Source organism: Herbaspirillum frisingense, assembly GCF_047325095.1.
GTDB classification, from domain to species: domain Bacteria; phylum Pseudomonadota; class Gammaproteobacteria; order Burkholderiales; family Burkholderiaceae_D; genus Herbaspirillum; species Herbaspirillum frisingense.
Genome location: NZ_CP168558.1, coordinates 3,662,794 through 3,681,954, shown reverse-complemented (window position 1 = coordinate 3,681,954; position 19,161 = coordinate 3,662,794). Strand labels below are relative to the sequence as shown.

20 protein-coding genes are annotated in these 19,161 nt (G+C 64.8%); 16 read left to right on the top strand and 4 right to left on the bottom strand.

Annotated elements, in window-relative coordinates:
* Positions 1-19: 19 nt before the first annotated feature.
* From ACEOAC_RS16980 to ACEOAC_RS16965, 4 genes are all read left to right on the top strand, one after another.
* Complete coding sequence (locus ACEOAC_RS16980; protein WP_006464507.1) at positions 20-1,246, top strand: high-affinity branched-chain amino acid ABC transporter permease LivM; 1,227 nt, start codon at positions 20-22, stop codon at positions 1,244-1,246.
* Complete coding sequence (gene livG / locus ACEOAC_RS16975; RefSeq protein ID WP_241812849.1) at positions 1,243-2,019, top strand: high-affinity branched-chain amino acid ABC transporter ATP-binding protein LivG; 777 nt, start codon at positions 1,243-1,245, stop codon at positions 2,017-2,019. The genes ACEOAC_RS16980 and livG overlap by 4 nt, the downstream gene beginning before the upstream one ends.
* On the top strand, positions 2,019-2,723 hold the full coding sequence (locus tag ACEOAC_RS16970) for an ABC transporter ATP-binding protein (RefSeq protein ID WP_006464509.1): 705 nt from the start codon (positions 2,019-2,021) through the stop codon (positions 2,721-2,723). The genes livG and ACEOAC_RS16970 overlap by 1 nt, the downstream gene beginning before the upstream one ends.
* A gap of 228 nt (positions 2,724-2,951) precedes the next feature.
* Entirely contained in the window at positions 2,952-3,791 is an 840-nt protein-coding gene (locus ACEOAC_RS16965) for an ABC transporter substrate-binding protein (protein WP_241812848.1), read from the top strand.
* 38 nt (positions 3,792-3,829) lie between these two features.
* Here ACEOAC_RS16965 and ACEOAC_RS16960 read toward each other — a convergent pair whose 3' ends face one another.
* Entirely contained in the window at positions 3,830-4,651 is an 822-nt protein-coding gene (locus ACEOAC_RS16960) for an IclR family transcriptional regulator (protein ID WP_413444423.1), read from the bottom strand.
* Between the two features lie 287 nt (positions 4,652-4,938).
* Here ACEOAC_RS16960 and ACEOAC_RS16955 point away from each other — a divergent pair, with 287 nt between their 5' ends.
* The 8 genes from ACEOAC_RS16955 to ACEOAC_RS16920 all read left to right on the top strand — a co-directional run bounded on the left by ACEOAC_RS16955 (position 4,939) and on the right by ACEOAC_RS16920 (position 12,476).
* A complete protein-coding gene (locus ACEOAC_RS16955) occupies positions 4,939-5,742 on the top strand; it encodes an ABC transporter substrate-binding protein (RefSeq protein ID WP_051110930.1) in 804 nt (267 codons plus the stop codon).
* Between the two features lie 133 nt (positions 5,743-5,875).
* Positions 5,876-6,574 (top strand): amino acid ABC transporter permease, encoded by a 699-nt coding sequence (locus tag ACEOAC_RS16950; RefSeq protein ID WP_234296045.1) that lies wholly within the window; start codon positions 5,876-5,878, stop codon positions 6,572-6,574.
* Position 6,575: 1 nt separating this feature from the next.
* Complete coding sequence (locus tag ACEOAC_RS16945) at positions 6,576-7,289, top strand: amino acid ABC transporter permease (RefSeq protein WP_413444424.1); 714 nt, start codon at positions 6,576-6,578, stop codon at positions 7,287-7,289.
* Entirely contained in the window at positions 7,289-8,017 is a 729-nt protein-coding gene (locus ACEOAC_RS16940) for an amino acid ABC transporter ATP-binding protein (RefSeq protein WP_006464515.1), read from the top strand. The genes ACEOAC_RS16945 and ACEOAC_RS16940 overlap by 1 nt, the downstream gene beginning before the upstream one ends.
* A gap of 54 nt (positions 8,018-8,071) precedes the next feature.
* On the top strand, positions 8,072-9,274 hold the full coding sequence (locus ACEOAC_RS16935; RefSeq protein WP_413444425.1) for a pyridoxal phosphate-dependent aminotransferase: 1,203 nt from the start codon (positions 8,072-8,074) through the stop codon (positions 9,272-9,274).
* 34 nt (positions 9,275-9,308) lie between these two features.
* Positions 9,309-10,007 carry an RraA family protein gene (locus ACEOAC_RS16930; protein WP_077235118.1) on the top strand — a complete coding sequence of 233 codons (699 nt, stop codon included), beginning with the start codon at positions 9,309-9,311 and terminating at the stop codon, positions 10,005-10,007.
* On the top strand, positions 10,000-11,043 hold the full coding sequence (locus ACEOAC_RS16925; RefSeq protein ID WP_413628467.1) for an amidohydrolase family protein: 1,044 nt from the start codon (positions 10,000-10,002) through the stop codon (positions 11,041-11,043). The genes ACEOAC_RS16930 and ACEOAC_RS16925 overlap by 8 nt, the downstream gene beginning before the upstream one ends.
* A gap of 65 nt (positions 11,044-11,108) precedes the next feature.
* The gene (locus ACEOAC_RS16920) at positions 11,109-12,476 is read left to right on the top strand and encodes an MFS transporter (protein WP_413628466.1); all 1,368 of its coding nucleotides are present in this window, start codon (positions 11,109-11,111) and stop codon (positions 12,474-12,476) included.
* A gap of 40 nt (positions 12,477-12,516) precedes the next feature.
* Here the strand turns inward: ACEOAC_RS16920 and ACEOAC_RS16915 are convergent, their stop codons facing one another.
* Both ACEOAC_RS16915 and hppD read right to left on the bottom strand, forming a co-directional pair.
* On the bottom strand, positions 12,517-12,867 hold the full coding sequence (locus ACEOAC_RS16915) for a hypothetical protein (protein WP_241812844.1): 351 nt from the start codon (positions 12,865-12,867) through the stop codon (positions 12,517-12,519).
* Between the two features lie 180 nt (positions 12,868-13,047).
* Positions 13,048-14,148, bottom strand: coding sequence for a 4-hydroxyphenylpyruvate dioxygenase (gene hppD, locus ACEOAC_RS16910; RefSeq protein ID WP_166758443.1), 1,101 nt, complete (start codon positions 14,146-14,148; stop codon positions 13,048-13,050).
* A gap of 146 nt (positions 14,149-14,294) precedes the next feature.
* On the opposite strand from hppD, the gene ACEOAC_RS16905 reads away from it, so the two are divergent.
* The 4 genes from ACEOAC_RS16905 to alkB all read left to right on the top strand — a co-directional run bounded on the left by ACEOAC_RS16905 (position 14,295) and on the right by alkB (position 17,775).
* Entirely contained in the window at positions 14,295-14,813 is a 519-nt protein-coding gene (locus tag ACEOAC_RS16905; RefSeq protein ID WP_006464522.1) for an Lrp/AsnC family transcriptional regulator, read from the top strand.
* Between the two features lie 109 nt (positions 14,814-14,922).
* On the top strand, positions 14,923-16,128 hold the full coding sequence (gene ada, locus ACEOAC_RS16900) for a bifunctional DNA-binding transcriptional regulator/O6-methylguanine-DNA methyltransferase Ada (RefSeq protein WP_413628465.1): 1,206 nt from the start codon (positions 14,923-14,925) through the stop codon (positions 16,126-16,128).
* A gap of 85 nt (positions 16,129-16,213) precedes the next feature.
* Positions 16,214-17,125, top strand: a complete 912-nt coding sequence (locus tag ACEOAC_RS16895) for an alpha/beta hydrolase (protein WP_413444648.1) — start codon at positions 16,214-16,216, stop codon at positions 17,123-17,125.
* Positions 17,122-17,775, top strand: coding sequence for a DNA oxidative demethylase AlkB (gene alkB / locus ACEOAC_RS16890; RefSeq protein WP_413444647.1), 654 nt, complete (start codon positions 17,122-17,124; stop codon positions 17,773-17,775). Before ACEOAC_RS16895 ends, alkB begins: the two co-directional genes overlap by 4 nt.
* 18 nt (positions 17,776-17,793) lie before the next feature.
* Here alkB and ACEOAC_RS16885 read toward each other — a convergent pair whose 3' ends face one another.
* A complete protein-coding gene (locus tag ACEOAC_RS16885; RefSeq protein WP_241812839.1) occupies positions 17,794-18,984 on the bottom strand; it encodes a DNA topoisomerase IB in 1,191 nt (396 codons plus the stop codon).
* Between the last annotated feature and the right edge of the window lie 177 nt (positions 18,985-19,161).

The window sequence follows — 19,161 nt, the reverse complement described above, 5'->3', positions numbered from 1 at the left end:
AATTATTCAAGGAGGCGTGATGCCTGAGACTTTCAAGAATGCCGTGGCGGCGGCGCTGGTGACCGCCGTACTGACCATCCCGCTGCTGGGCATGCAATTGCAGCTGGAAGGTTACCGGGTGGTGCTCAATACCCACTGGACCCCGGTGCTGGTGGCGGTGATTGCCGTGTTCCTGTTCCAGCTGGTCAAGCCGGCGCTGTCGCGCTCGGCCGCTGGCGTGAAGCTGCCGGCCCTGCCACGCATGCAGCCGCGCCAGCAGCGCGCCGCCGTGATCATCCTGCTGATGGCGGCGCTGGTATGGCCCTTCTTCGGTTCGCGTGGCTACGTGGACGTGATGACCCTGGCGCTGATCTACGTGGTGCTGGGCCTGGGCCTGAACATCGTGGTCGGCTTCGCCGGCCTGCTGGACCTGGGCTATGTCGGCTTCTACGCCGTGGGGGCCTATACCTATGCACTGCTGAACCAGTATGTCGGCCTCTCGTTCTGGGAGTGCCTGCCGCTGTCGGCGGCGGCTGCGGCGCTGTTCGGCTTCCTGCTGGGCTTCCCGGTGCTGCGCCTGCGCGGTGACTACCTGGCCATCGTCACGCTGGGCTTCGGCGAGATCATCCGCCTGCTGCTCAACAACATGACCAGCCTGACCGGCGGCCCCGATGGTGTCTCTGGCATCCCCAAGCCCACCGTGTTCGGCCTGGCGATGGCGCGCAACCCCCTGACCGAGGGTGGTACCACCTTCCATCAGGTGTTCGGTCTGTCGTACCAGGGTGGACACATGGTGATCTTCCTGTACTTCCTGGCCCTGCTGATGGTGTTGTTCACCTACCTGGTCACCAGCCGCCTGCTGCGCATGCCCATGGGCCGCGCCTGGGAAGCCCTGCGCGAAGACGAGATCGCCTGCCGCTCGCTGGGCATCAACCCGACCAAGGTCAAGCTCTCGGCCTTCACGCTGGGCGCCGCCTTCGCCGGCCTGGCCGGTTCCTTCTTCGCCGCCCGCCAGGGTCTGGTGACGCCGGAATCCTTCACCTTCATCGAGTCCGCCCTGATCCTGGCCATCGTCGTGCTGGGTGGCATGGGCTCGCAGCTGGGCGTGATCCTGGCCGCCATCCTGCTGACCGTGCTGCCGGAAGTGGCGCGCAGCTTTGCCGAATACCGCATGCTCATCTTCGGTCTGGTGATGGTGCTGATGATGATGTGGCGTCCGCAAGGACTGCTGCCTGCCACCCGTCCGCATGTGGAGCTGCCGCAATGAACCAACCTGTGAACACCATGCTGGAAGTGGCCAATCTGTCGATGCGCTTCGGCGGCCTGCTGGCGGTCGATGGCGTCTCGCTGTCGGTCAAGGAAGGTGAAGTCTTCGCCATCATCGGCCCCAACGGCGCCGGCAAGACCACCGTCTTCAACTGCATCAGCGGCTTCTACCAGCCGACCTCGGGCGAGATCGCGCTCGATGGCGTCTCCATCGCCCGCCGTCCCAGCCACCAGGTGGCACAGCAGGGACTGGTGCGCACCTTCCAGAACATCCGTCTCTTCAAGTCCATGACCGTGGTGGAAAACCTGCTGGTGGCGCAACACCAGCAGGTCAATACCAACCTGCTGGCAGGCCTCTTGAAGACCCCCGGCTACCGTCGTTCCGAGCAGGAGGCGCTGCAACGCGCCGCCTACTGGCTGGACCATCTGGGCCTGACGGCGCTGGCCAACCGCGAGGCCGGCACGCTCTCCTACGGCCTGCAGCGCCGGGTGGAGATCGCCCGCTGCATGATCACCCGGCCGCGCCTGCTGTTGCTGGACGAACCCGCCGCCGGCCTGAATCCGCAGGAAAAGCAGGAGCTCTCGCAACTGATCGACCGCCTGCGTCGCGAACACGGCGTGGCCGTGCTGCTGATCGAACACGACATGAGCCTCATCATGGGCATCTCCGACCGCATCCTCGTCATGGAGCACGGCAAGCCCATCGTCACCGGCACCCCGGACGAGGTGCGCAGCGACGAGCGTGTGATCAAGGCCTACCTGGGAGAAGAATGATGCTGCAGTTTGACAAGGTGCATACCCACTACGGCGCCATCGAAGCGCTGCACGGCGTGTCGCTGAATGTGGAAAAGGGCGAGATCGTCACCCTGATCGGCGCCAACGGGGCCGGCAAGACCACGCTGCTGATGACGCTGTGCGGACGTCCGCGTGCCTCCAGCGGCCGCGTGATCTTCGAGGGGCAGGACATCACCGCATTGCCGACCCACGAGATCATGCGTCGCGGCCTGGCGATCTCGCCGGAAGGGCGGCGCGTCTTCCCCAGCCTGACCGTGCTGGAAAACCTCAAGATGGGCGCTTTCTTCGCCAGCAACGAGGCCATCGAACAAGGCATCGAGTATGTCTTCGGCCTGTTCCCGCGCCTGAAGGAACGCGCGGCCCAGCGCGCCGGCACCATGTCCGGTGGCGAGCAGCAGATGCTGGCCATCGGCCGTGCGCTGATGAGCAAGCCGCGCCTGCTGTTGCTGGACGAGCCCACGTTGGGACTGGCACCGCTGGTGATCGCGCAGATCTTCGAGATCATCCGCACCATCCGCGAAAGCGGCGTGACGGTGTTCCTGGTCGAGCAGAACGCCAACAAGGCACTGGGGGTGGCTGATCGCGGCTATGTGCTGGAGAACGGTCACGTGGTCATGTCCGACACCGGTGCCAACCTGCTGGCCAACAGCGACGTGCGCAAGGCGTATCTGGGACACGGCTGATCCCCTGGTAGCGCTTGCAGATGACGGCCCGGTCGCTCTCAGACCGGGCCGTTTTTTTTTCGCACTACGAGAGCGGCCAGCCGGGCTGACATGTCATACCAGACGACCAGCTGTCCCTGGCAGTGTGCAGATACAGATGGTTTTTTGGACAGGTGTGCATGCCGCCGTCTGCTGTAAGTGACATTTGGGATTGTTTCAGGCTATTCTCGATATTCAATGAGGAAAAGCATGAAAATGATTTCGCAGCATATGAAGAAACTGGGCATGGGCAGCTTGCTGTTGGCCAGTGCCTGGCTTTTTCCGGCTGCGGCGCATGCCGACCGGCTGGCCGACATCCAGGCACGCGGCATCCTGGTCTGTGCCACGCTGGCCAATAACGAACCCCTAGGCTATCCCGATCCGCAGACCCGGCAGGTGGTCGGCTTCGATGTCGACATGTGTGCCGCGGTGGCGCGCAAGCTGGGCGTGCAGATGCAACAGAAGAGCGTAACCGTGGAAGCCCGCCTGCCGGCGCTGATCCATGGCGAAGCCGACCTGGTCTCGGCGGCGCTGGGTTACACCCGCGAACGGGCACACCAGATCGATTTCACCGCCTCCCATTACCAGAACCCGATCAAGCTGATCGTGCAATCCGACTCCGGCCTGAACCTGGTATCGGACCTGGCCGACAAGCGCATCAGCGCCAATCGCAGCTCCACCCCGGAACAGGCGGCGCGACGCGTACTGCCCAAGGCCACGGTGCTGGGCTTTGTCGATACTCCGCAGGCCTTCCTGGCGCTGGCGCAGGGCAAGGTGGACGCACTGGCCATCTCCATGCCGTCGGGCGTGCGCTTCGTCAACGAATCCACGGGACGCTTTCGCTTCGTGGAAGGGGCGCTGGCCTGGGAGCCCACCGCGCTGGGTGTCAAGAAGGGTGAGCGCCGACTGCTGGCCGCCATCAATCAGGGTCTGATGGAGATGGAGAAGGAGGGCGAGATCGATGCCCTGTGGAGTCGCTGGTTCGGGCCCAAGACCAAGTTCAACATCCCCCGCGACAAGAAGCTCACACCCATTGCCAGCCTGCGTTAGGGCCGATGAAAAAACGATGCCGCGGCATCGTTTTTTTTTCATCCGTCGCCAACTGTGGCCTGTGTGGATTGGGCTGCCTGTGCCGCCAGTGCTGCCTGTGCCGCAGCTTCATCGAAGATGTCCGCACTCGGCGCCTGATAGACCTGTGGCGAAGCGCCCAGTCGTGTCGACAATTCCTGCGCCATCTGCAGCAGGGTAGCGCGCATGGCGCCGCTGGCGGCCGGATCGAAGCGCAAGGTCAGGCCGAAGATGGTCAACGAACCCACCAGCGCATTGCCAGGCCCGAACACCGGGGCCGACATCGACGACGACAGCGGATTGTTGATCCCCACCGAAATGCAGACATAGCGCCCACCCGAGCGCGCCGCATTGCCCGGCACCGAGAAGAAACGCAGTACCTGCGCACTGGAGGTCTGGTCGATCGGGAACAGGCTACCCGCCTTGACGGTGGCCTTCACCGAGGCCGGGGTCTCGGCCGCATACAGGCACAGCCGCTGCTCCTGCTGGCGGATGTAGAAGGCGGTGCTTTCGCCGGTCTCGCGCACCAGCTTCTCCAGCGTGGGCATGATGAAGTCGGCATAGTCGAACCGGGCCTCGAAGGCCTTGCCCAGCTGGTAGGCGCGCGGCCCCAGCTGATAGGAATTGTCAGCCCGTTGCACGACATAACCCGCCTTGATGAAGGACATCATGTAGCGGTGGATCACGCTCTTGAACAGTCCCGTCCGGGCTTCCAGCTCGGTCAGGCCGAACGGCTCGGGGGCATCGATGAAGGCGCTCAGGATGGCCAGGCTGCGTTCGGCGCCGAGCACGGTGCGGTCGGGTGCCGCATCCTTTTTGTCGGGCTCACTCTCTTTTTTCATAAATCGACGTCGAATTTCGGAATGGGGCGAGGTTATCACCTTTTTCGATTGGCGCGGCGCACCAAAAAATCGCCACCAGCGGCCTTGCCTGCACCGCCGGCGGGAATCTGCATGCCCATTTCAGGGATTTTTGCACCGCCGCGATGCATGTCCTAAGTATCTGAAATATAAGGACAAATTGTGCTTGTTTAAAAATCATAACGCAATTATGATTTATTTCATCGATGTTCGTTGTTCAACCTGGGAAAGGATAGAAAATGACTTTGGGGCGCTTCAACAAGACCTGTATGGCAATCGCGGCTGCGGCCGTTTCGCTGGTGTTTTCCACGGCCGCGCACGCTGACCGCCTGGCCGATATCAAGGCACGCGGCACCCTGGTGTGCGCCACCCTGACCAGCAGCGAACCCCTGGGCTTTCCCGATCCAGCTACGCGCCAGATCGTCGGCTTCGACGTCGACATGTGCAATGCGGTCGCCAAGCAGCTGGGAGTGAAGCTGGAACACAAGGGGGTCTCGGTGGAGGCGCGCATCCCGGAACTGACGCTGGGCCGGGTCGACCTGGTGGTAGCCGCGCTGGGCTATACCAAGGAGCGCGCCCAGCAGATCGATTTCACCGCTGCGCACTACCAGACTCCGATCAAGCTGATCGCCCACAGCAACGGCGGCTTCAACAAGGTCGAGGACCTGGCTGAAAAGCGCATCAGCGCCAACAAGGGTTCCACCCCTGAGCTGTATGCGCGCCGCGTCCTGCCCAAGGCCACCATCCTGACCTTCCAGGACACCCCGGCCGCCTTCCTGGCACTGGCCCAGAACAAGGTGCAGGGACTGGCGCTGTCGCAGCCTTCGGGCATCCGCTTCGTCAACGAATCCGAGGGCAAGTACAAGTTCCTCAATGGCGAACTGGCCTGGGAACCGACCGCCATGGGCGTGAAGAAGGATGAGCCGGCCCTGTTGGCCGCCGTCAACGACGCCCTCGAAAAACTGGAAAAGAGTGGCGAGACCGACGCCCTCTGGAACAAGTGGTTCGGCCCCAATACCAAGTTCAACATCCCGCGCGAGAAGAAGCTCACGCCGATCTCTGCCTTCCAGTAAGCCCTTCAGTCAAGCCTTCGTCCCCGCTGCAACAAGGATCACGCGCACCGGCCCGGCCGGTGCGTGCGGGACCGGCTTACCCTTCGCCTGGCGATTTTCCTGCGCCAGGCTGTTCTAGCAAGGAAGCGCTCACATGCTCAATCTTGATTTCGGCGCGGTGTTGCATGGCCAGTACCTGCACTGGCTCATCGGCGGCGCCTTCACCACGCTGTGGCTGTTCGCGGCGGCCTGGGTCTGCGCCTTTCTGCTGGCAGTGCTGCTGGTGGGCCTGCGCACCCTGGCGCTGCCGCCGCTGGAGTGGCTCATCGCCGGCTACGTCAACTACCACCGCAACGTGCCGGGACTGGTACAGATCTTCGTCTGGTATTTCGGCATCCCCGAACTGCTGCCCGCCTGGATCACCGACTTCATCAACAACCACAACGGCGAATTCATCTTTGCCCTGATCGCGCTGTCCCTCAACAGTGCCGCCTATATGTCGGAAGACCTGCGCAGCGGCATGCGCTCGGTGGCGGCCACCCAGATGGAAGCGGCGCGCGCGCTGGGGCTGTCCTATCTGCAATCGATGCGCGACGTGCTGCTGCCGCAGGCCATCCGCATCTCGGTACCGCCACTGGTGAACCAGTCGCTGTCGCTGTTCAAGTCCACCAGCCTGGCCATGGCCATCGGCGTGGCCGAGATGACCTACTCCAGTCGCCAGATCGAAAACGAAACCTATCGCACCTTCGAAACCTTCGCTCTGGCCTCGGCCTTCTACCTGCTGATGTCGTGGTCGATCATGGCCATCGGTGGCTGGTACAACGGCCGCCATCTGAAAGTGAAGGGGCGCTGACATGCACACCATCCTCGATATCTTCGACATCCTCCGCACCTACGGCCTGCAGTTGCTGATCGGCGAATTCCCGCATGGTCCGCTGGGCGGGCTCTCCCTGACCCTGATCCTGGCCGTCACCGGCCTGGTCTGCGCCTTCCCGCTGGCGGTGCTGTTCGGCATCGCCCGTACCAGCACTGTGCGCTGGGTGGCCTGGCCGGCCGGCGCCATCGTGCATACCCTGCGCGGGCTGCCGGTGCTGATGCTGATCTTCTGGGCTTACTTCATCGTACCGCTGTTGACCGGCAAGTCCATCTCCGGCACCACCACGGTGATCTGTGCGCTGGTGGCCTATGAGACCGCCTTCCTGGGCGAGGTCATCAAGGCCGGCATCCAGGCCATTCCGCAAGGGCAGGTCGAGGCCTCGCGCTCGCTGGGCATGAGCTACTTCACCACGCTGCGCGAGGTGGTGCTGCCGCAGGCGCTGTTCAACATGATCCCCAGCATCCTCAACCAGCTGATCTCGCTGATCAAGAACACCTCGCTGGCCTACATCATCAGCGTCAACGAACTCACCTATGCGGCCTACCAGGTCAATGCGCAACTGCTGACCAAGCCCTTCCAGGTGTACTTCCTGCTGGCCATGACCTATTTCGTGCTGTGCTACCTGCTCAGTTCGCTGGTGGGGCTGGCCGAGCGCCGTATCAAGCTAAAACGTCAATTCAGGAGTCTCTGATGATCCGATTCAACAATGTGAACAAGTGGTACGGCGACTACCACGCCCTGCGCGGCGTCAACGAGGAAATCAAGCGCGGTGAAGTGGTGATCGTCTGTGGCCCCTCGGGCTCGGGCAAGTCGACCCTGATTCGCACCATCAACCGGCTCGAACCCATCAACGACGGTCACATCTACGTGGACGGCCAGGACGTGCACGGCAACGGGGTCGATATCAACCGCCTGCGCAGCCGCATCGGCTTCGTGTTCCAGTCCTTCAACCTGTTCCCGCACATGAGTGTGGAGCGCAACGTCATGCTGGCCACCATGCGGGTCTTGAAACTGTCCGAGAAAGCCGCCCGCGACAGCGCCATGGCCCTGCTGGAAAAGGTCGGCCTGGCCGGCAAGGCGCAGTCCTATCCCGGCCAGCTCTCGGGCGGCCAGCAGCAGCGTGTGGCGATTGCCCGCGCCCTGGCCATGAAGCCGCCGGTGATGCTGTTCGACGAGCCGACCTCGGCACTGGACCCGGAGATGGTGGGCGAGGTGCTACAGGTGATGAAGCAGCTGGCCGCCGAGGGCATGACCATGGTGTGCGTCACCCACGAGATGGGCTTTGCCCGCGAAGTGGCGGACCGCCTCATCTTCATGGCCGATGGCCAGGTACTGGAGCGCGCCACCCCGCAGGACTTCTTCGAGCGACCGCAGCATGAACGCGCCCGCAAGTTCGTGGCCGACATCCGCCACGCCTGATCGCACCATCCCCAAGATTTCCCGGAGATCCGGGATCAACAAGACGAGACCACCATGGCATTCATTTCCGATTCACTCTCCCGCATCAAGACTTCGGCCACCATCGCCGTCACCCAGAAGGCGCGCGAACTGGCCGCCCAGGGCCGCAACGTGATCGCCCTCAGTTCGGGCCAGCCCGACTTCGACACCCCCGACAACATCAAAGAGGCCGCCTACGCCGCCATCGCCCGTGGCGAGACCCGCTATACGGCGGTGGCCGGCATCACCGAGCTGCGCGAAGCCGTGGTCGCCAAGTTCAAGCGCGAGAACCAGCTCGACTACAGCGTGGCCCAGACCATCATCTCCAACGGCGGCAAGCAGGTCATCGCCAATGCCCTGATGGCCACCGTCAATGCCGGCGACGAAGTCATCGTGCCGGCCCCTTACTGGGTCTCCTATCCCGAACTGGTGGCCCTGTGCGGCGGCCACGTGGTGTACGCCAAGACCACCCGCGCAGCTGGCTACAAGCTGCGCCCCGAAGCGCTGGAGGCTGCCATCACCCCGCGCACCAAGTGGCTGATGTTCAACTCGCCCTGCAACCCCAGCGGCGCGGCCTACACCCGTGCCGAGATCGAGGCGCTGGCCGAGGTGCTCAAGCGCCATCCGCAGGTCTGGATCCTCTCCGACGACATCTACGAACACCTGACCTACGGCGACTTCGAATTCACCACCCCGGCCCAGATCGCGCCCGAACTCTACGAGCGCACCCTGACCATGAACGGCGTCTCCAAGGCCTATGCCATGACCGGTTGGCGCATCGGCTACGCGGCCGGTCCGCTGGCACTGATCAAGGCCATGGAAAAGATCCAGGGCCAGCTGACCTCGGGCGCCAGCTCGGTCTCGCAATGGGCCGCGCTGGAGGCCCTGAATGGTCCGCAGGATTACATCCACGAGAGCCGCAAGGTATTCCAGGGCCGTCGCGACCTGGTGGTATCGCTGCTGAACCAGGCCGAGGGTCTGGATTGCCCGGTGCCGGAAGGCGCCTTCTATGTCTTCCCCTCCTGCGAACGTGTGATCGGCAAGCGCACCGAAGACGGCCAGGTCATCGGTAATGACGAGGACTTCGTCTCGGCCCTGTTGCAGGCCGAGGGTGTGGCGCTGGTGCATGGCAGCGCCTTCGGCCAGGGGCCGAACTTCCGTCTGTCCTATGCCGATTCCACCGAGCGCCTGCGCGAGGCTTGCGTGCGCATCCAGCGCTTCTGCGCCAGCTTGCGCTGAATCTTTCACTTTTTATTCTTGCAGGGAGAACACCATGTCAGCAGGATTCCGCATTCTTGAGCGCGTGCGCAAGGTCAGCGCGCAAGACGTCAAGAACTTCGCCGCCATCCCGGTGGCCAACATCAGCGATTCGATGGCACGCATGACCGCTGCCGGTGCGCGCCTGCGGCCACTGCACCGCGGCGGCAAGCTGGCCGGCGCCGCCATCACGGTGAAGTCGCGCCCGGGTGACAACCTGATGGTGCACAAGGCCCTGGACCTGGCCGAGCCGGGCGACATCGTGGTGGTCGATGCCGGGGGCGACCTGTCCAACGCCATCATCGGCGAGCTGATGGTGGCACACGCCATCCAGCGCGGCCTGGGCGGCATCGTCATCTACGGCGCGGTGCGCGACCTGGACGCCATCCAGGGCGGCAGCTTCCCGGTGTTCGCTGCCGGTGTCACGCATCGCGGTCCCTACAAGGATGGCCCGGGCGAGATCAATGTGCCCATCGCCATCGACGGCATGGTGATTGCCCCGGGCGACCTGGTGGTGGGCGACTACGACGGCCTGCTGTGCGTGGGCTATGACGACATCGCCGCCGTCTACGCTGCCGCCAAGGCCAAGAATGATGCCGAGGTGGCGCAGATGGCGGCCATCCAGGCCGGCACCAGCGACCGTGGCTGGATCGATGCGAGCCTGAAGCGGCTGGGCTGCCAACAGATCGGCCAGCCGGTGTCGCGCCATGGCTGATGCCGCCGCCTCGCCGCACCTGCAGGTACGCCCCGACTGGCTGGCCCTGACGCAGGAAGCGGTGCTGGAGCCGGAGCTGCCCATCATCGACGCCCACCACCATCTGTGGGACCGCGCCGGCAACCGTTACCTGTTCGAGCAGTGGATGGCCGACCTGTCCAGCGGCCATCGCATCACCGAGACGGTGTTCGTGCAATGCCGTTCGATGTACCGGCAGGAGGGGCCGCAGGCCATGCAGCCGGTGGGCGAGGTGGAGTTCGTCAATGGCGTGGCGGCGCAATCGGCCAGCGGCCTTTACGGCTCGGTGCGCGCCTGCGCGGCCATCGTCGGCTTTGCCGACCTGATGCTGGGTGCCGACGTACAGGCTGTGGTCGAAGCCCTGCAGCAGGCCGGCAACGGCCGCCTGCGCGGCATCCGCAATACCACGGCCTGGCATGCCGATCCATCGATTCGCAGCAACCCGCAGCCGCCACCACCCGGCCTGCTGGCGCAGGACAGGTTCCGCACCGGTGCACGCCTGCTGGCGCGCTACGACCTGTCGCTGGACGTCTGGGCCTATCACACCCAGCTGGATGAAGTGCTGGCGCTGGCCCAGGCCTGCCCGGACACGCGCTTGGTCCTGGATCACTGCGGCGGCCCGCTCGGCGCCGGCCCCTACGCCGGCCAGCGTGAGGCAGCACGACGCGAGTGGGAGCGCGGCATGCGCGCCATCGCGGCCCTGCCCAATGTCTGGCTCAAGCTGGGTGGTCTGGGCATGCCCGTGGGTGGCTGGGATTTCCATCGTCAGGCCGCACCGCCGGATTCGATCCAGCTGGCGCAGGCCTGGCGACCGTATATCGTCACCTGCATCGACCTCTTCGGTCCGCAGCGCTGCATGTTCGAGAGCAATTTCCCGGTGGACAAGGGCATGTTCGGCTATGTCAGCCTGTGGAATGCGTTCAAGCGGCTGACCGCTGACCTGTCCGCGTCCGAGCGCACAGCGCTCTTCAGTGGAACCGCCCGGGAGGTCTACCGTATGCAGGAGGCAGGGCGGTGATAGCATAGCGCCCTCGTTCGGACGCCCAGGCGTCCCCGGAATATCTCAAGCCTTGAAAGCAGACAGTGCACGTACAGACCCGCAGCGGCGCCCCGCATGACGCCGACGGCCTGCCGCCCCGGCAGCGCTTCCTCGCCATAGCCACCGTGGTGCTGGGCATCACCATCGCGGTCCTGGACGGTTCCATCGCCAACCTGGCGCTGCCGTCGATGGCGGCCGATCTCAAGGCCAGCGATGCCGATGCCATCTGGGTCATCAACAGCTACCAGATCGCCATGGCGGTGTGCCTGCTGCCGCTGGCTTCGCTGGGCGAGGTGGTGGGCTACCGGCGCGTCTATCTGGGCGGGCTGTTCCTCTTCACGCTGGCTTCGCTGGCCTGCGCCGCCAGCAATGACATGTTGCAGCTGAGTCTGGCGCGGGTGCTGCAGGGGTTGGGCGCGGCCGGCATCCTGTCGGTCAATACGGCGCTGATCCGCTTCATCTACCCGGCGCGCCTGCTGGGCCGTGCCATCGGCTACAACGCCCTGGTGGCCGGCACCGGCAATGCCCTGGGGCCGACCGTGGCCGGCTTCATCCTGCACCTGGCGTCCTGGCACTGGCTGTTCCTGATCAATATCCCGCTCGGGCTCCTGGCGCTCGTGGTGGGCAACAAGGCGCTGCCCACCAATCCGCTGGCCCCGCGCCGCTTCGACCGGCAGAGCGCGCTCCTGTGCATGTGCTTCATCGGCTTGCTGCTCTATACCATCGATGCGGTCGGCCATCTGCAGGGCGTCTGGGTGGTGGCCGGCTGCGCCGTGCTGACCGGGCTGAGCCTGTTCCTGCTGCTCAAGCTGCAATCGTCCAGCGCGCCCATGCTGCCGCTGGACCTGCTGCGCATTCCCTTGTTTGCGCTGTCCATCGGTACCTCCTTCTGTTCCTTCGCGGCGCAGATGGCGGTGTTCGTGATGCTGCCCTTCATGTTGCAGAACTACCTGGGCATCAGCGCCGCCCGTGCCGGGCTGTTGCTGACGGCCTGGCCGATTGCCGTGGCCCTGACCGGAGTGGTGGCGGGCAAGCTGTCGGATCGCATCGCGGCGGGTTTGCTGGGCGGGATAGGGCTCGGGGTGATGTGCCTGGGCCTGCTGTCGCTGCTGACGATCGACCATGGCACGCCAGACGGCCTGATGGCACTGCAGTTTGCGATATGCGGGTTTGGCTTCGGGCTGTTCCAGTCGCCCAACAACCGCACCATGATCAGCGCCGCCCCGCGTGAGCGTACCGGTGGCGCCAGCGGCATGCTGGGCACGGCGCGCCTGACCGGGCAGACCGTGGGCGCCTCGGTGGTGGCCATGTTGCTGGCGTCGTCGGATGCACCGTATGCGCTGGTGCTGTGCTGCACCGCCGGGCTGGCGGCGCTGGCGTGTGCGGTCAGCCTGACACGGCTGCGCTATTGAAGGGTACGCAAGGAGCGGAAGAGAACGGCGAGGGCAGGGCTCAGGCGACTGCGGCCAGGGCCTCGCTCTGGGCGTGGTGGTGGGCCGCATGGGCGGCCACCGACAGGGCCATGCTGAGGTAATTCTCACCGCGCCTGCGCTGACGGGACTGTTGCTGCTCCAGCGCAAACAATTGCTGGTAGAGGGTGCGGATCTGCTGCTGCAGCAACTGGCGCTGCTGCTTGCCGTCGCGATTGGCCGGGAAGCGTGCCAGCGACTGCGCCTGCTGTTGCAGGATCAGGATGCGGTGACTGAGCTGCTCGATCAGTTCGGCGGGGTCATGGTCCAGCGTGTCTGCACGGGGGGCCTGGGTGGCTTCGGCAGTTTTTTCTTGTTCATACGCGATGTTCATGCGAACTCCAGCCCCGGTCGAGGCGCCAGTCTTGCAGGTTCAGGCAAGATTGCCTTTGGGTAGAGTTACGGCAGCTTCCTGCAAAGCTTGAGTCGGGCCATGTAAAAAAAGGAAAAGGCGCAGGCCCGGGAAGGGCGCTGCGCCTTGCATGCAGGGCCGGCATGGCTGCCGGCGGGTCCGTCAGATGACGCCGCGGCGCATCTGGTCCAGTTCGATGGATTCGAACAGGGCCTTGAAATTGCCCTCGCCGAAGCCGTCGTTGCCCTTGCGCTGGATGATTTCATAGAACACCGGGCCGATCAGGTTCTGGGTGAAGATCTGCAACAGCAGCCCCTGGCCGGCGGTGGGGGCGCCATCGATGAGGATCTTCAGCTCGCGCAGGGCGGCCAGGTCTTCGCCATGGCCGGGGATGCGGCGTTCCACCAGGTCGTAGTAGGTGGCGATGGTGTCCTGCAGAGGCACCCCGCGGGCATACAGGGCGCGCACGGTCTGGTAGATGTCGTCGGTGCCCAGGGCGATGTGCTGGATGCCCTCGCCGTTGTATTGCTTGATGAATTCCTCGATCTGCGACTTGTCGTCCGCGCTCTCGTTGATGGGAATGCGGATCTTGCCGCACGGGCTGGTCATGGCCCGCGAGCGCAGGCCGGTGACCTTGCCCTCGATATCGAAATACTTGATCTCGCGGAAGTTGAACAGGCGCGTGTAGAACGACGACCAGGTATCCATGGCGCCGCGCATGACGTTATGGGTCAGGTGGTCGATATAGGTCAGGCCCACGCCCTTGGGATTGCGCTCCACGCCGGGGAAGAACTGGAAATCGACGTCATAGATGGAGCCGTTGTCGCCATAGCGGTCCACCAGATACAGCAGCGAGCCACCGATGCCGCGGATGGCCGGGATGTTCAGCTCCATCGGGCCCAGACGGGCTTCCACGCCTTCGGCACCCAGTTCCAGCGCGCGCTTGTAGACGAAGGCCGCATCCTTGACGCGGAAGGCCATGGCATTGACCGAAGCGCCATGCACCTGGGCGAAGGCGGCGGCATTGCTGTCCGGCTCACCGTTGAGGATGAAGTTGATCTGACCCTGCCGATACAGGGTCACGTTCTTGGAACGGTGACGCGCCACGGCAGTAAAGCCCATCAGTTCCAGCACGCCGGCAATGGCGGCCGGGTCGGCGGCGGTGTATTCGACGAACTCGAAACCGTCGGTCCCCATGGGGTTGTCGAACAGGTCCGTGCTGGCGGCGGCAAGTTGGCTGATCTGGCTATCTGCGTGGCCCATCTGTGTCTCCTCGGATTGGAAAGGCCGGCAAGCCCGGCCCATGCGAGGAGTTTATTGCGTCGCCACTGCAATTTGTGATTGTTTTTTGCGCAAATTAGGGGTTAATATGCACAAATAAATCTTAAATAAGAAAATTGGAGAGATAAATGAGCATCATCAATGTGGATCGCTACGATCTGGCCTTGCTGACCGAGTTGCAGCGTGACGGACATATTACCAACAGTGCACTGGGACTGAAAGTTCACTTGTCCACCTCCCAGATCAGTCGTCGAGTGCAGCGACTGGAAGAAGCCCACGTCATCGAACGCTACACCGCCGTGCTGGACCCGGCAGTGGTCGGCCTGGGCGTGACGGCCTTCACCACCGTGACCCTGGATCGCCAGGGCGAAACCCGGGGCGAATTGTTCGAAAAAGCCGTGGAAACGATGCCAGAGGTCACCGAATGCTTCTCCGTCACGGGGGAGGGCGATTATATCCTGCGCATTGTCGCCCCCGACCTGGCGGCGTTTTCCGAATTCATGATGAGCCGGCTGCTGCGCCTGCCTGGCGTGACCAACGTCAAATCCAACATCACCCTCAAGAAGGTCAAGCAATCGCACGAACTGCCGCTGGAACACGTCATGCAGCCGGTGAAGTCGCGCCAGCGCATTCGCTTCTCCCAATAAGGGAGTGAAGGTGAAGGGTGGGCCGCCTGTGAATTCAAAAGCAAGCGCCCGAGTGCGACGCCACCAGGGGGCGCCTAGAATCATCCTGACCCGATAGCAGGAGCACCCCATGCCGAGCACGACCTCCCCGATGATTTCCAGGCCCCCTACGTCCCCCGCGCCCTCCACGGAGGAGGGCTCCGCGTCCGCCGAGCCGTCCCTGACCGACCCGTCCCTAATCGCCCCGTCCCTCGCCGACCAGCAACGCTGGCTGGCCGTGCAGCGCCGCGACCCGGCGTTCGACGGCCTGTTCTGGTATTCGGTCAAGAGCACCGGCGTCTATTGCAAGCCCTCCTGCGGCGCGCGCACGCCCTTGCGCAAGAACGTGGCCTTTCACGCCAGTGGTGCGGCTGCCGAAGCGGCTGGTTTTCGCCCCTGCAAGCGCTGTCGGCCCGACCTGCCACCGCTGCAGGAACGCCAGGCCCAGGCCATTGCCCAGGCCTGCCGCCTGATCGAAGCCGCCGAGCAGGCCCCCGCCACCGAGGACCTGGCCCAGGCCGTGGGCTTGAGCCGCTACCACTTCCATCGGCTCTTCAAGGCCCACACCGGATTGACCCCCAAGGCCTATGGCGACGCCAGGCGGGCACAGCGCCTGCGTCAGCAACTGGCATCACGCGCCAGTGTCACCGAGGCCTTCTACGAAGCCGGCTTCAATTCCAGCGGTGGCTTCTACGCCCACCGCCATGCCGACCTGGGCATGAAGCCGACGGCCTACCGCCACGGCGGCCGTGGCGAAAAAATCCGTTTCGCGGTGGCGCAATGCTGGCTGGGCGCCTTGCTGGTGGCGGCCACGGAGCAGGGCATCTGCGCCGTCACCCTGGGCGAGGATGCCGAGGTCCTGGTGCAGCAATTGCAGGACCGTTTTGCCCAGGCCGAACTGGCGCCGGGCGATGCCGCCTTCGAGCAGACGCTGGCGCAGGTGCTGGCCGCGCTGGATGACCCGCAACGTGGCGCCACGCTGCCACTGGACGTGCGTGGCACGGCCTTCCAGCAGCGCGTGTGGCAGGCCCTGCGCGAGATACCGCCGGGGGTGACCCTTAGCTACGCCGAACTGGCCGCCCGCATCGGCCAGCCGGCGGCGGTGAGGGCGGTGGCCAGCGCCTGCGCGCACAACGAGATTGCCTTGCTGATTCCCTGCCATCGCATCGTGCGCCAGGATGGATCACCGTCCGGCTACCGCTGGGGCATCGAGCGCAAGGCGGCCTTGCTGGCGCGCGAGGCAGTGGCGCAACCGCCGCAACCGCCGCAACCGCCGCAACCGCAGTCGCAGCCGTAGCCAGCCACCGCCAACCGCAAGCCCGCCTGAAGGCGCGGGCAGAGGCGGCTACAATGGCTGTTACTTCATATTGCAGGAGTCGTGCATGCATGTTCTTGGCAAGGCCGGCCTCGCCCTCACCGGCGCGGTTCTGGTCCTGGGTGGCCTGATCGCCTGTTCGCCGCTATCGGCCATCAACGCGGTTACCCCGAGCTCCAGCTACATCAAGACCGAAGGCGTGGCCTACGCCGACAGCGACAATCCACGCCAGAAGCTGGACATCTACCGGCCGGCCGCGCAGGCCGACGCGGCGAGCGCCAAGGGCTTGCCGGTGGTGGTCTTCTTCTATGGCGGCAGCTGGAATGAAGGCAGCCGCAAGGACTACGCCTTCGTCGGCGAAGCCTTGAGCTCTCGCGGCATCATCGCCGTGCTGCCGGACTATCGCGTCTATCCCGAAGTCCGTTATCCGGATTTCCTCAAGGACAGCGCCCAGGCCCTGGCCTGGACCCTGCGTTCCCTGCACGAACTGGGCGGCGATCCGCAACGGGTCTTCGTCATGGGGCATAGTGCCGGCGCCTATAACGCGGCCATGCTGGCCCTGGACGCGCGCTGGCTGCGCCAGGCCGGCGCCTCGCCGGATGCCTTGCGTGGATGGATCGGCCTGGCCGGGCCGTACGACTTCCTGCCCATCGAAAACCCGGACGTCAAGCCGGTATTCTTTGCCCCCGACTCGCCGCCTGATTCGCAACCGGTGCGCCACGTCCAGGCTGGTGCGCCACCCGCGCTGCTGATCGCCTCGCACAAGGACAAGCTGGTATCGGCCACCCGCAACACGGGCGGGCTGGCCACACTGCTGCGCGCACAGCAGGTGCCGGTGGAGGAACGTTACTTCGACAACACCTCGCACGCCTCCCTGGTAGGCAGTCTGGCACGGCCGCTGCGATTCCTGGCGCCGACGCTGGAGACGGTCAGCGAGTTCATCGCCGCGCCGCCCCCGCGCACCAAGGCCGCGCCGTGACCGGTGACCTGTTTGCCGCGCTGCCCCGCGAGCCCGACATCGAGCCCATCACCGAGGGCGCGAGCTTGCTGCGCGCCTTCGTCAGCGACGAGGAGGCTGCAGCGCTGGTGGCTGCCATCGATACCGTGCTGGCACACTCCCCCTTGCGCAATATGCAGACGCCGGGCGGCTTTCGCATGTCGGTGGCGATGAGCAATTGCGGGCAATTCGGCTGGGTGACCGACCGTCGTGGCTATCGCTACCAGACGCTGGACCCGGTGACCGGGCAACGCTGGCCCGACATGCCGCCTGCATTCGTCGCACTGGCACAGCGGGCGGCCGAGGCGGCCGGGTTTGCTCCCTTCCTGCCGGACGCCTGCCTGGTCAACCGCTACGATCCTGGCGCCCGCATGTCGCTGCACCAGGACCGTAACGAAGAAGACATGCAGCAGCCTATCGTCTCGGTCTCGCTCGGCTTGCCGGCGACCTTCCTCTTTGGCGGCATGGAACGCAGCGACAAGCCGCAACGCATGCGGCTGGAGAGTGGGGATGTGGTGGTCTGGGGCGGCCCGGCGCGGCTGGCCTTTCATGGCGTGGATGTGCTGCGCGACGGCGAGCATCCGCTCACCGGCCGCTGCCGCTATAACCTGACCTTCCGTCGCGCCCGCTGAGGGCAACGATCCTGCCGATCAGGCCGGTGCAGCGTGCGCGCTGCCGTGTGCAGCCTTGCGCGCAGTGCTGCTCGTCCGGCGGGTCGCTTTCTTGCGCGCCGGCCGGCGTGCAGGGGAATCATCGGCTTCGTGCAGGCGTTGTTGCAGCAGTGCCAGCACCGCCGCCTCTTCCGGCGACAGGTCGTGCAGCTCCTGCACCAGTTCGGCCTGCACGCGTTCTTCCAGCAGCTCGGCAAAACTGCCATCGAGATAGCTTTCAATCACCGCCGGGTGCACATAGCATTTGCGACAGATCGACGGCGTATTGCCCAGCCGGCGGGCCACGTTCTCGATGGCGCGGACCACGTTCTGCTTGGCCTGGGCCTGCGAGTCCACCCGCTCGAAGGCCTGCAGCGCCAGCGTGGCCAGCACCGTGCCGGCCCAGGTGCGGAAATCCTTGGCGCTGAAATCCTCGCCCGCCGCCTCGCGCAGATAGGCATTGACGTCGCCGGAATCGATGCAGTGCCGCTCACCGTCGTCATCCACGTACTGGAACAGCTCCTGCCCCGGCAACTCACGCATCTTGCGGATGATGCGCGCCACATAGGGATCGTGCAGCTTGATGTCATGCTGCACCCCGCTCTTGCCACGGAAGCGGAACAGCACATCGCTGCCATCGACCCGCACGTGGCGATGGCGCAGCGTGGTCAGCCCGAAGGACTTGTTCTGGCGCGCGTATTCGTCGTTACCGACCCGCATGAAGGTGCTCTGCAGCAGATGCACCACCGCCGCCAATACCTTTTGCCGATGCAGGCCGGGCCGCTGCAGATCCTGCTCCACCACCTTGCGGATGGTGGGCAGGGCGCGGGCGAAACTGATCATGCGCAGGTATTTGGCGTCGTCGCGCACCAGGCGCCAGCGGGCGTGATATCGGTACTGCTTGCGACCGCGCGCATCGCGCCCGGTGGCCTGGATATGGCCATTGTGATGGGGGCTGATCCACACCTCTTCCCAGGCCGGTGGAATGGCCAGCGACTTCAGGCGCGCCAGCACTTCGGCATTGCGTATCAGTGCGCCCTGCGCATCGTGATAGGCAAAGCCCTTGCCATGGCGGCTGCGGCGGATGCCCGGCATCTCGTCGTTGACGTAGCGCAGCTGGTTGGCACGGGCGATGTCGGCGGCCTCGTCCTGGTGACGGGCATCGGCGGGGGGAGCAGCATTGCGGTCCATGATGGTCTCCTCGGACGCGGCGCCGGGACATCCGGCAATGGTCCATGGCGGCCATTATTGAGCAAGCCGCCCCGGCCGACAGTCAGCCATTGGCCGGGGATGGTGTGGGACTTTTCCCGCACGTCGAGCTAGCTCGGACGACTAACTCAGAACGACTAGCTCAGAACGACCACTGCA

Coding starts and splice junctions, on each gene's coding strand:
- livG (WP_241812849.1), top strand. CDS start 1,243: ATGAACCAACCTGTGAACACCATGCTGGAAGTGGCCAATCTGTCGATG.
- hppD (WP_166758443.1), bottom strand. CDS start 14,148: ATGGGCCACGCAGATAGCCAGATCAGCCAACTTGCCGCCGCCAGCACG.
- ACEOAC_RS16955 (WP_051110930.1), top strand. CDS start 4,939: ATGGCAATCGCGGCTGCGGCCGTTTCGCTGGTGTTTTCCACGGCCGCG.
- ACEOAC_RS16940 (WP_006464515.1), top strand. CDS start 7,289: ATGATCCGATTCAACAATGTGAACAAGTGGTACGGCGACTACCACGCC.
- ACEOAC_RS16930 (WP_077235118.1), top strand. CDS start 9,309: ATGTCAGCAGGATTCCGCATTCTTGAGCGCGTGCGCAAGGTCAGCGCG.
- ACEOAC_RS16965 (WP_241812848.1), top strand. CDS start 2,952: ATGAAAATGATTTCGCAGCATATGAAGAAACTGGGCATGGGCAGCTTG.
- ACEOAC_RS16980 (WP_006464507.1), top strand. CDS start 20: ATGCCTGAGACTTTCAAGAATGCCGTGGCGGCGGCGCTGGTGACCGCC.
- ada (WP_413628465.1), top strand. CDS start 14,923: ATGCCGAGCACGACCTCCCCGATGATTTCCAGGCCCCCTACGTCCCCC.
- ACEOAC_RS16895 (WP_413444648.1), top strand. CDS start 16,214: ATGCATGTTCTTGGCAAGGCCGGCCTCGCCCTCACCGGCGCGGTTCTG.
- ACEOAC_RS16960 (WP_413444423.1), bottom strand. CDS start 4,651: ATGAAAAAAGAGAGTGAGCCCGACAAAAAGGATGCGGCACCCGACCGC.
- ACEOAC_RS16905 (WP_006464522.1), top strand. CDS start 14,295: ATGAGCATCATCAATGTGGATCGCTACGATCTGGCCTTGCTGACCGAG.
- ACEOAC_RS16945 (WP_413444424.1), top strand. CDS start 6,576: ATGCACACCATCCTCGATATCTTCGACATCCTCCGCACCTACGGCCTG.
- ACEOAC_RS16925 (WP_413628467.1), top strand. CDS start 10,000: ATGGCTGATGCCGCCGCCTCGCCGCACCTGCAGGTACGCCCCGACTGG.
- ACEOAC_RS16950 (WP_234296045.1), top strand. CDS start 5,876: ATGCTCAATCTTGATTTCGGCGCGGTGTTGCATGGCCAGTACCTGCAC.
- ACEOAC_RS16915 (WP_241812844.1), bottom strand. CDS start 12,867: ATGAACATCGCGTATGAACAAGAAAAAACTGCCGAAGCCACCCAGGCC.
- ACEOAC_RS16935 (WP_413444425.1), top strand. CDS start 8,072: ATGGCATTCATTTCCGATTCACTCTCCCGCATCAAGACTTCGGCCACC.
- ACEOAC_RS16885 (WP_241812839.1), bottom strand. CDS start 18,984: ATGGACCGCAATGCTGCTCCCCCCGCCGATGCCCGTCACCAGGACGAG.
- ACEOAC_RS16970 (WP_006464509.1), top strand. CDS start 2,019: ATGCTGCAGTTTGACAAGGTGCATACCCACTACGGCGCCATCGAAGCG.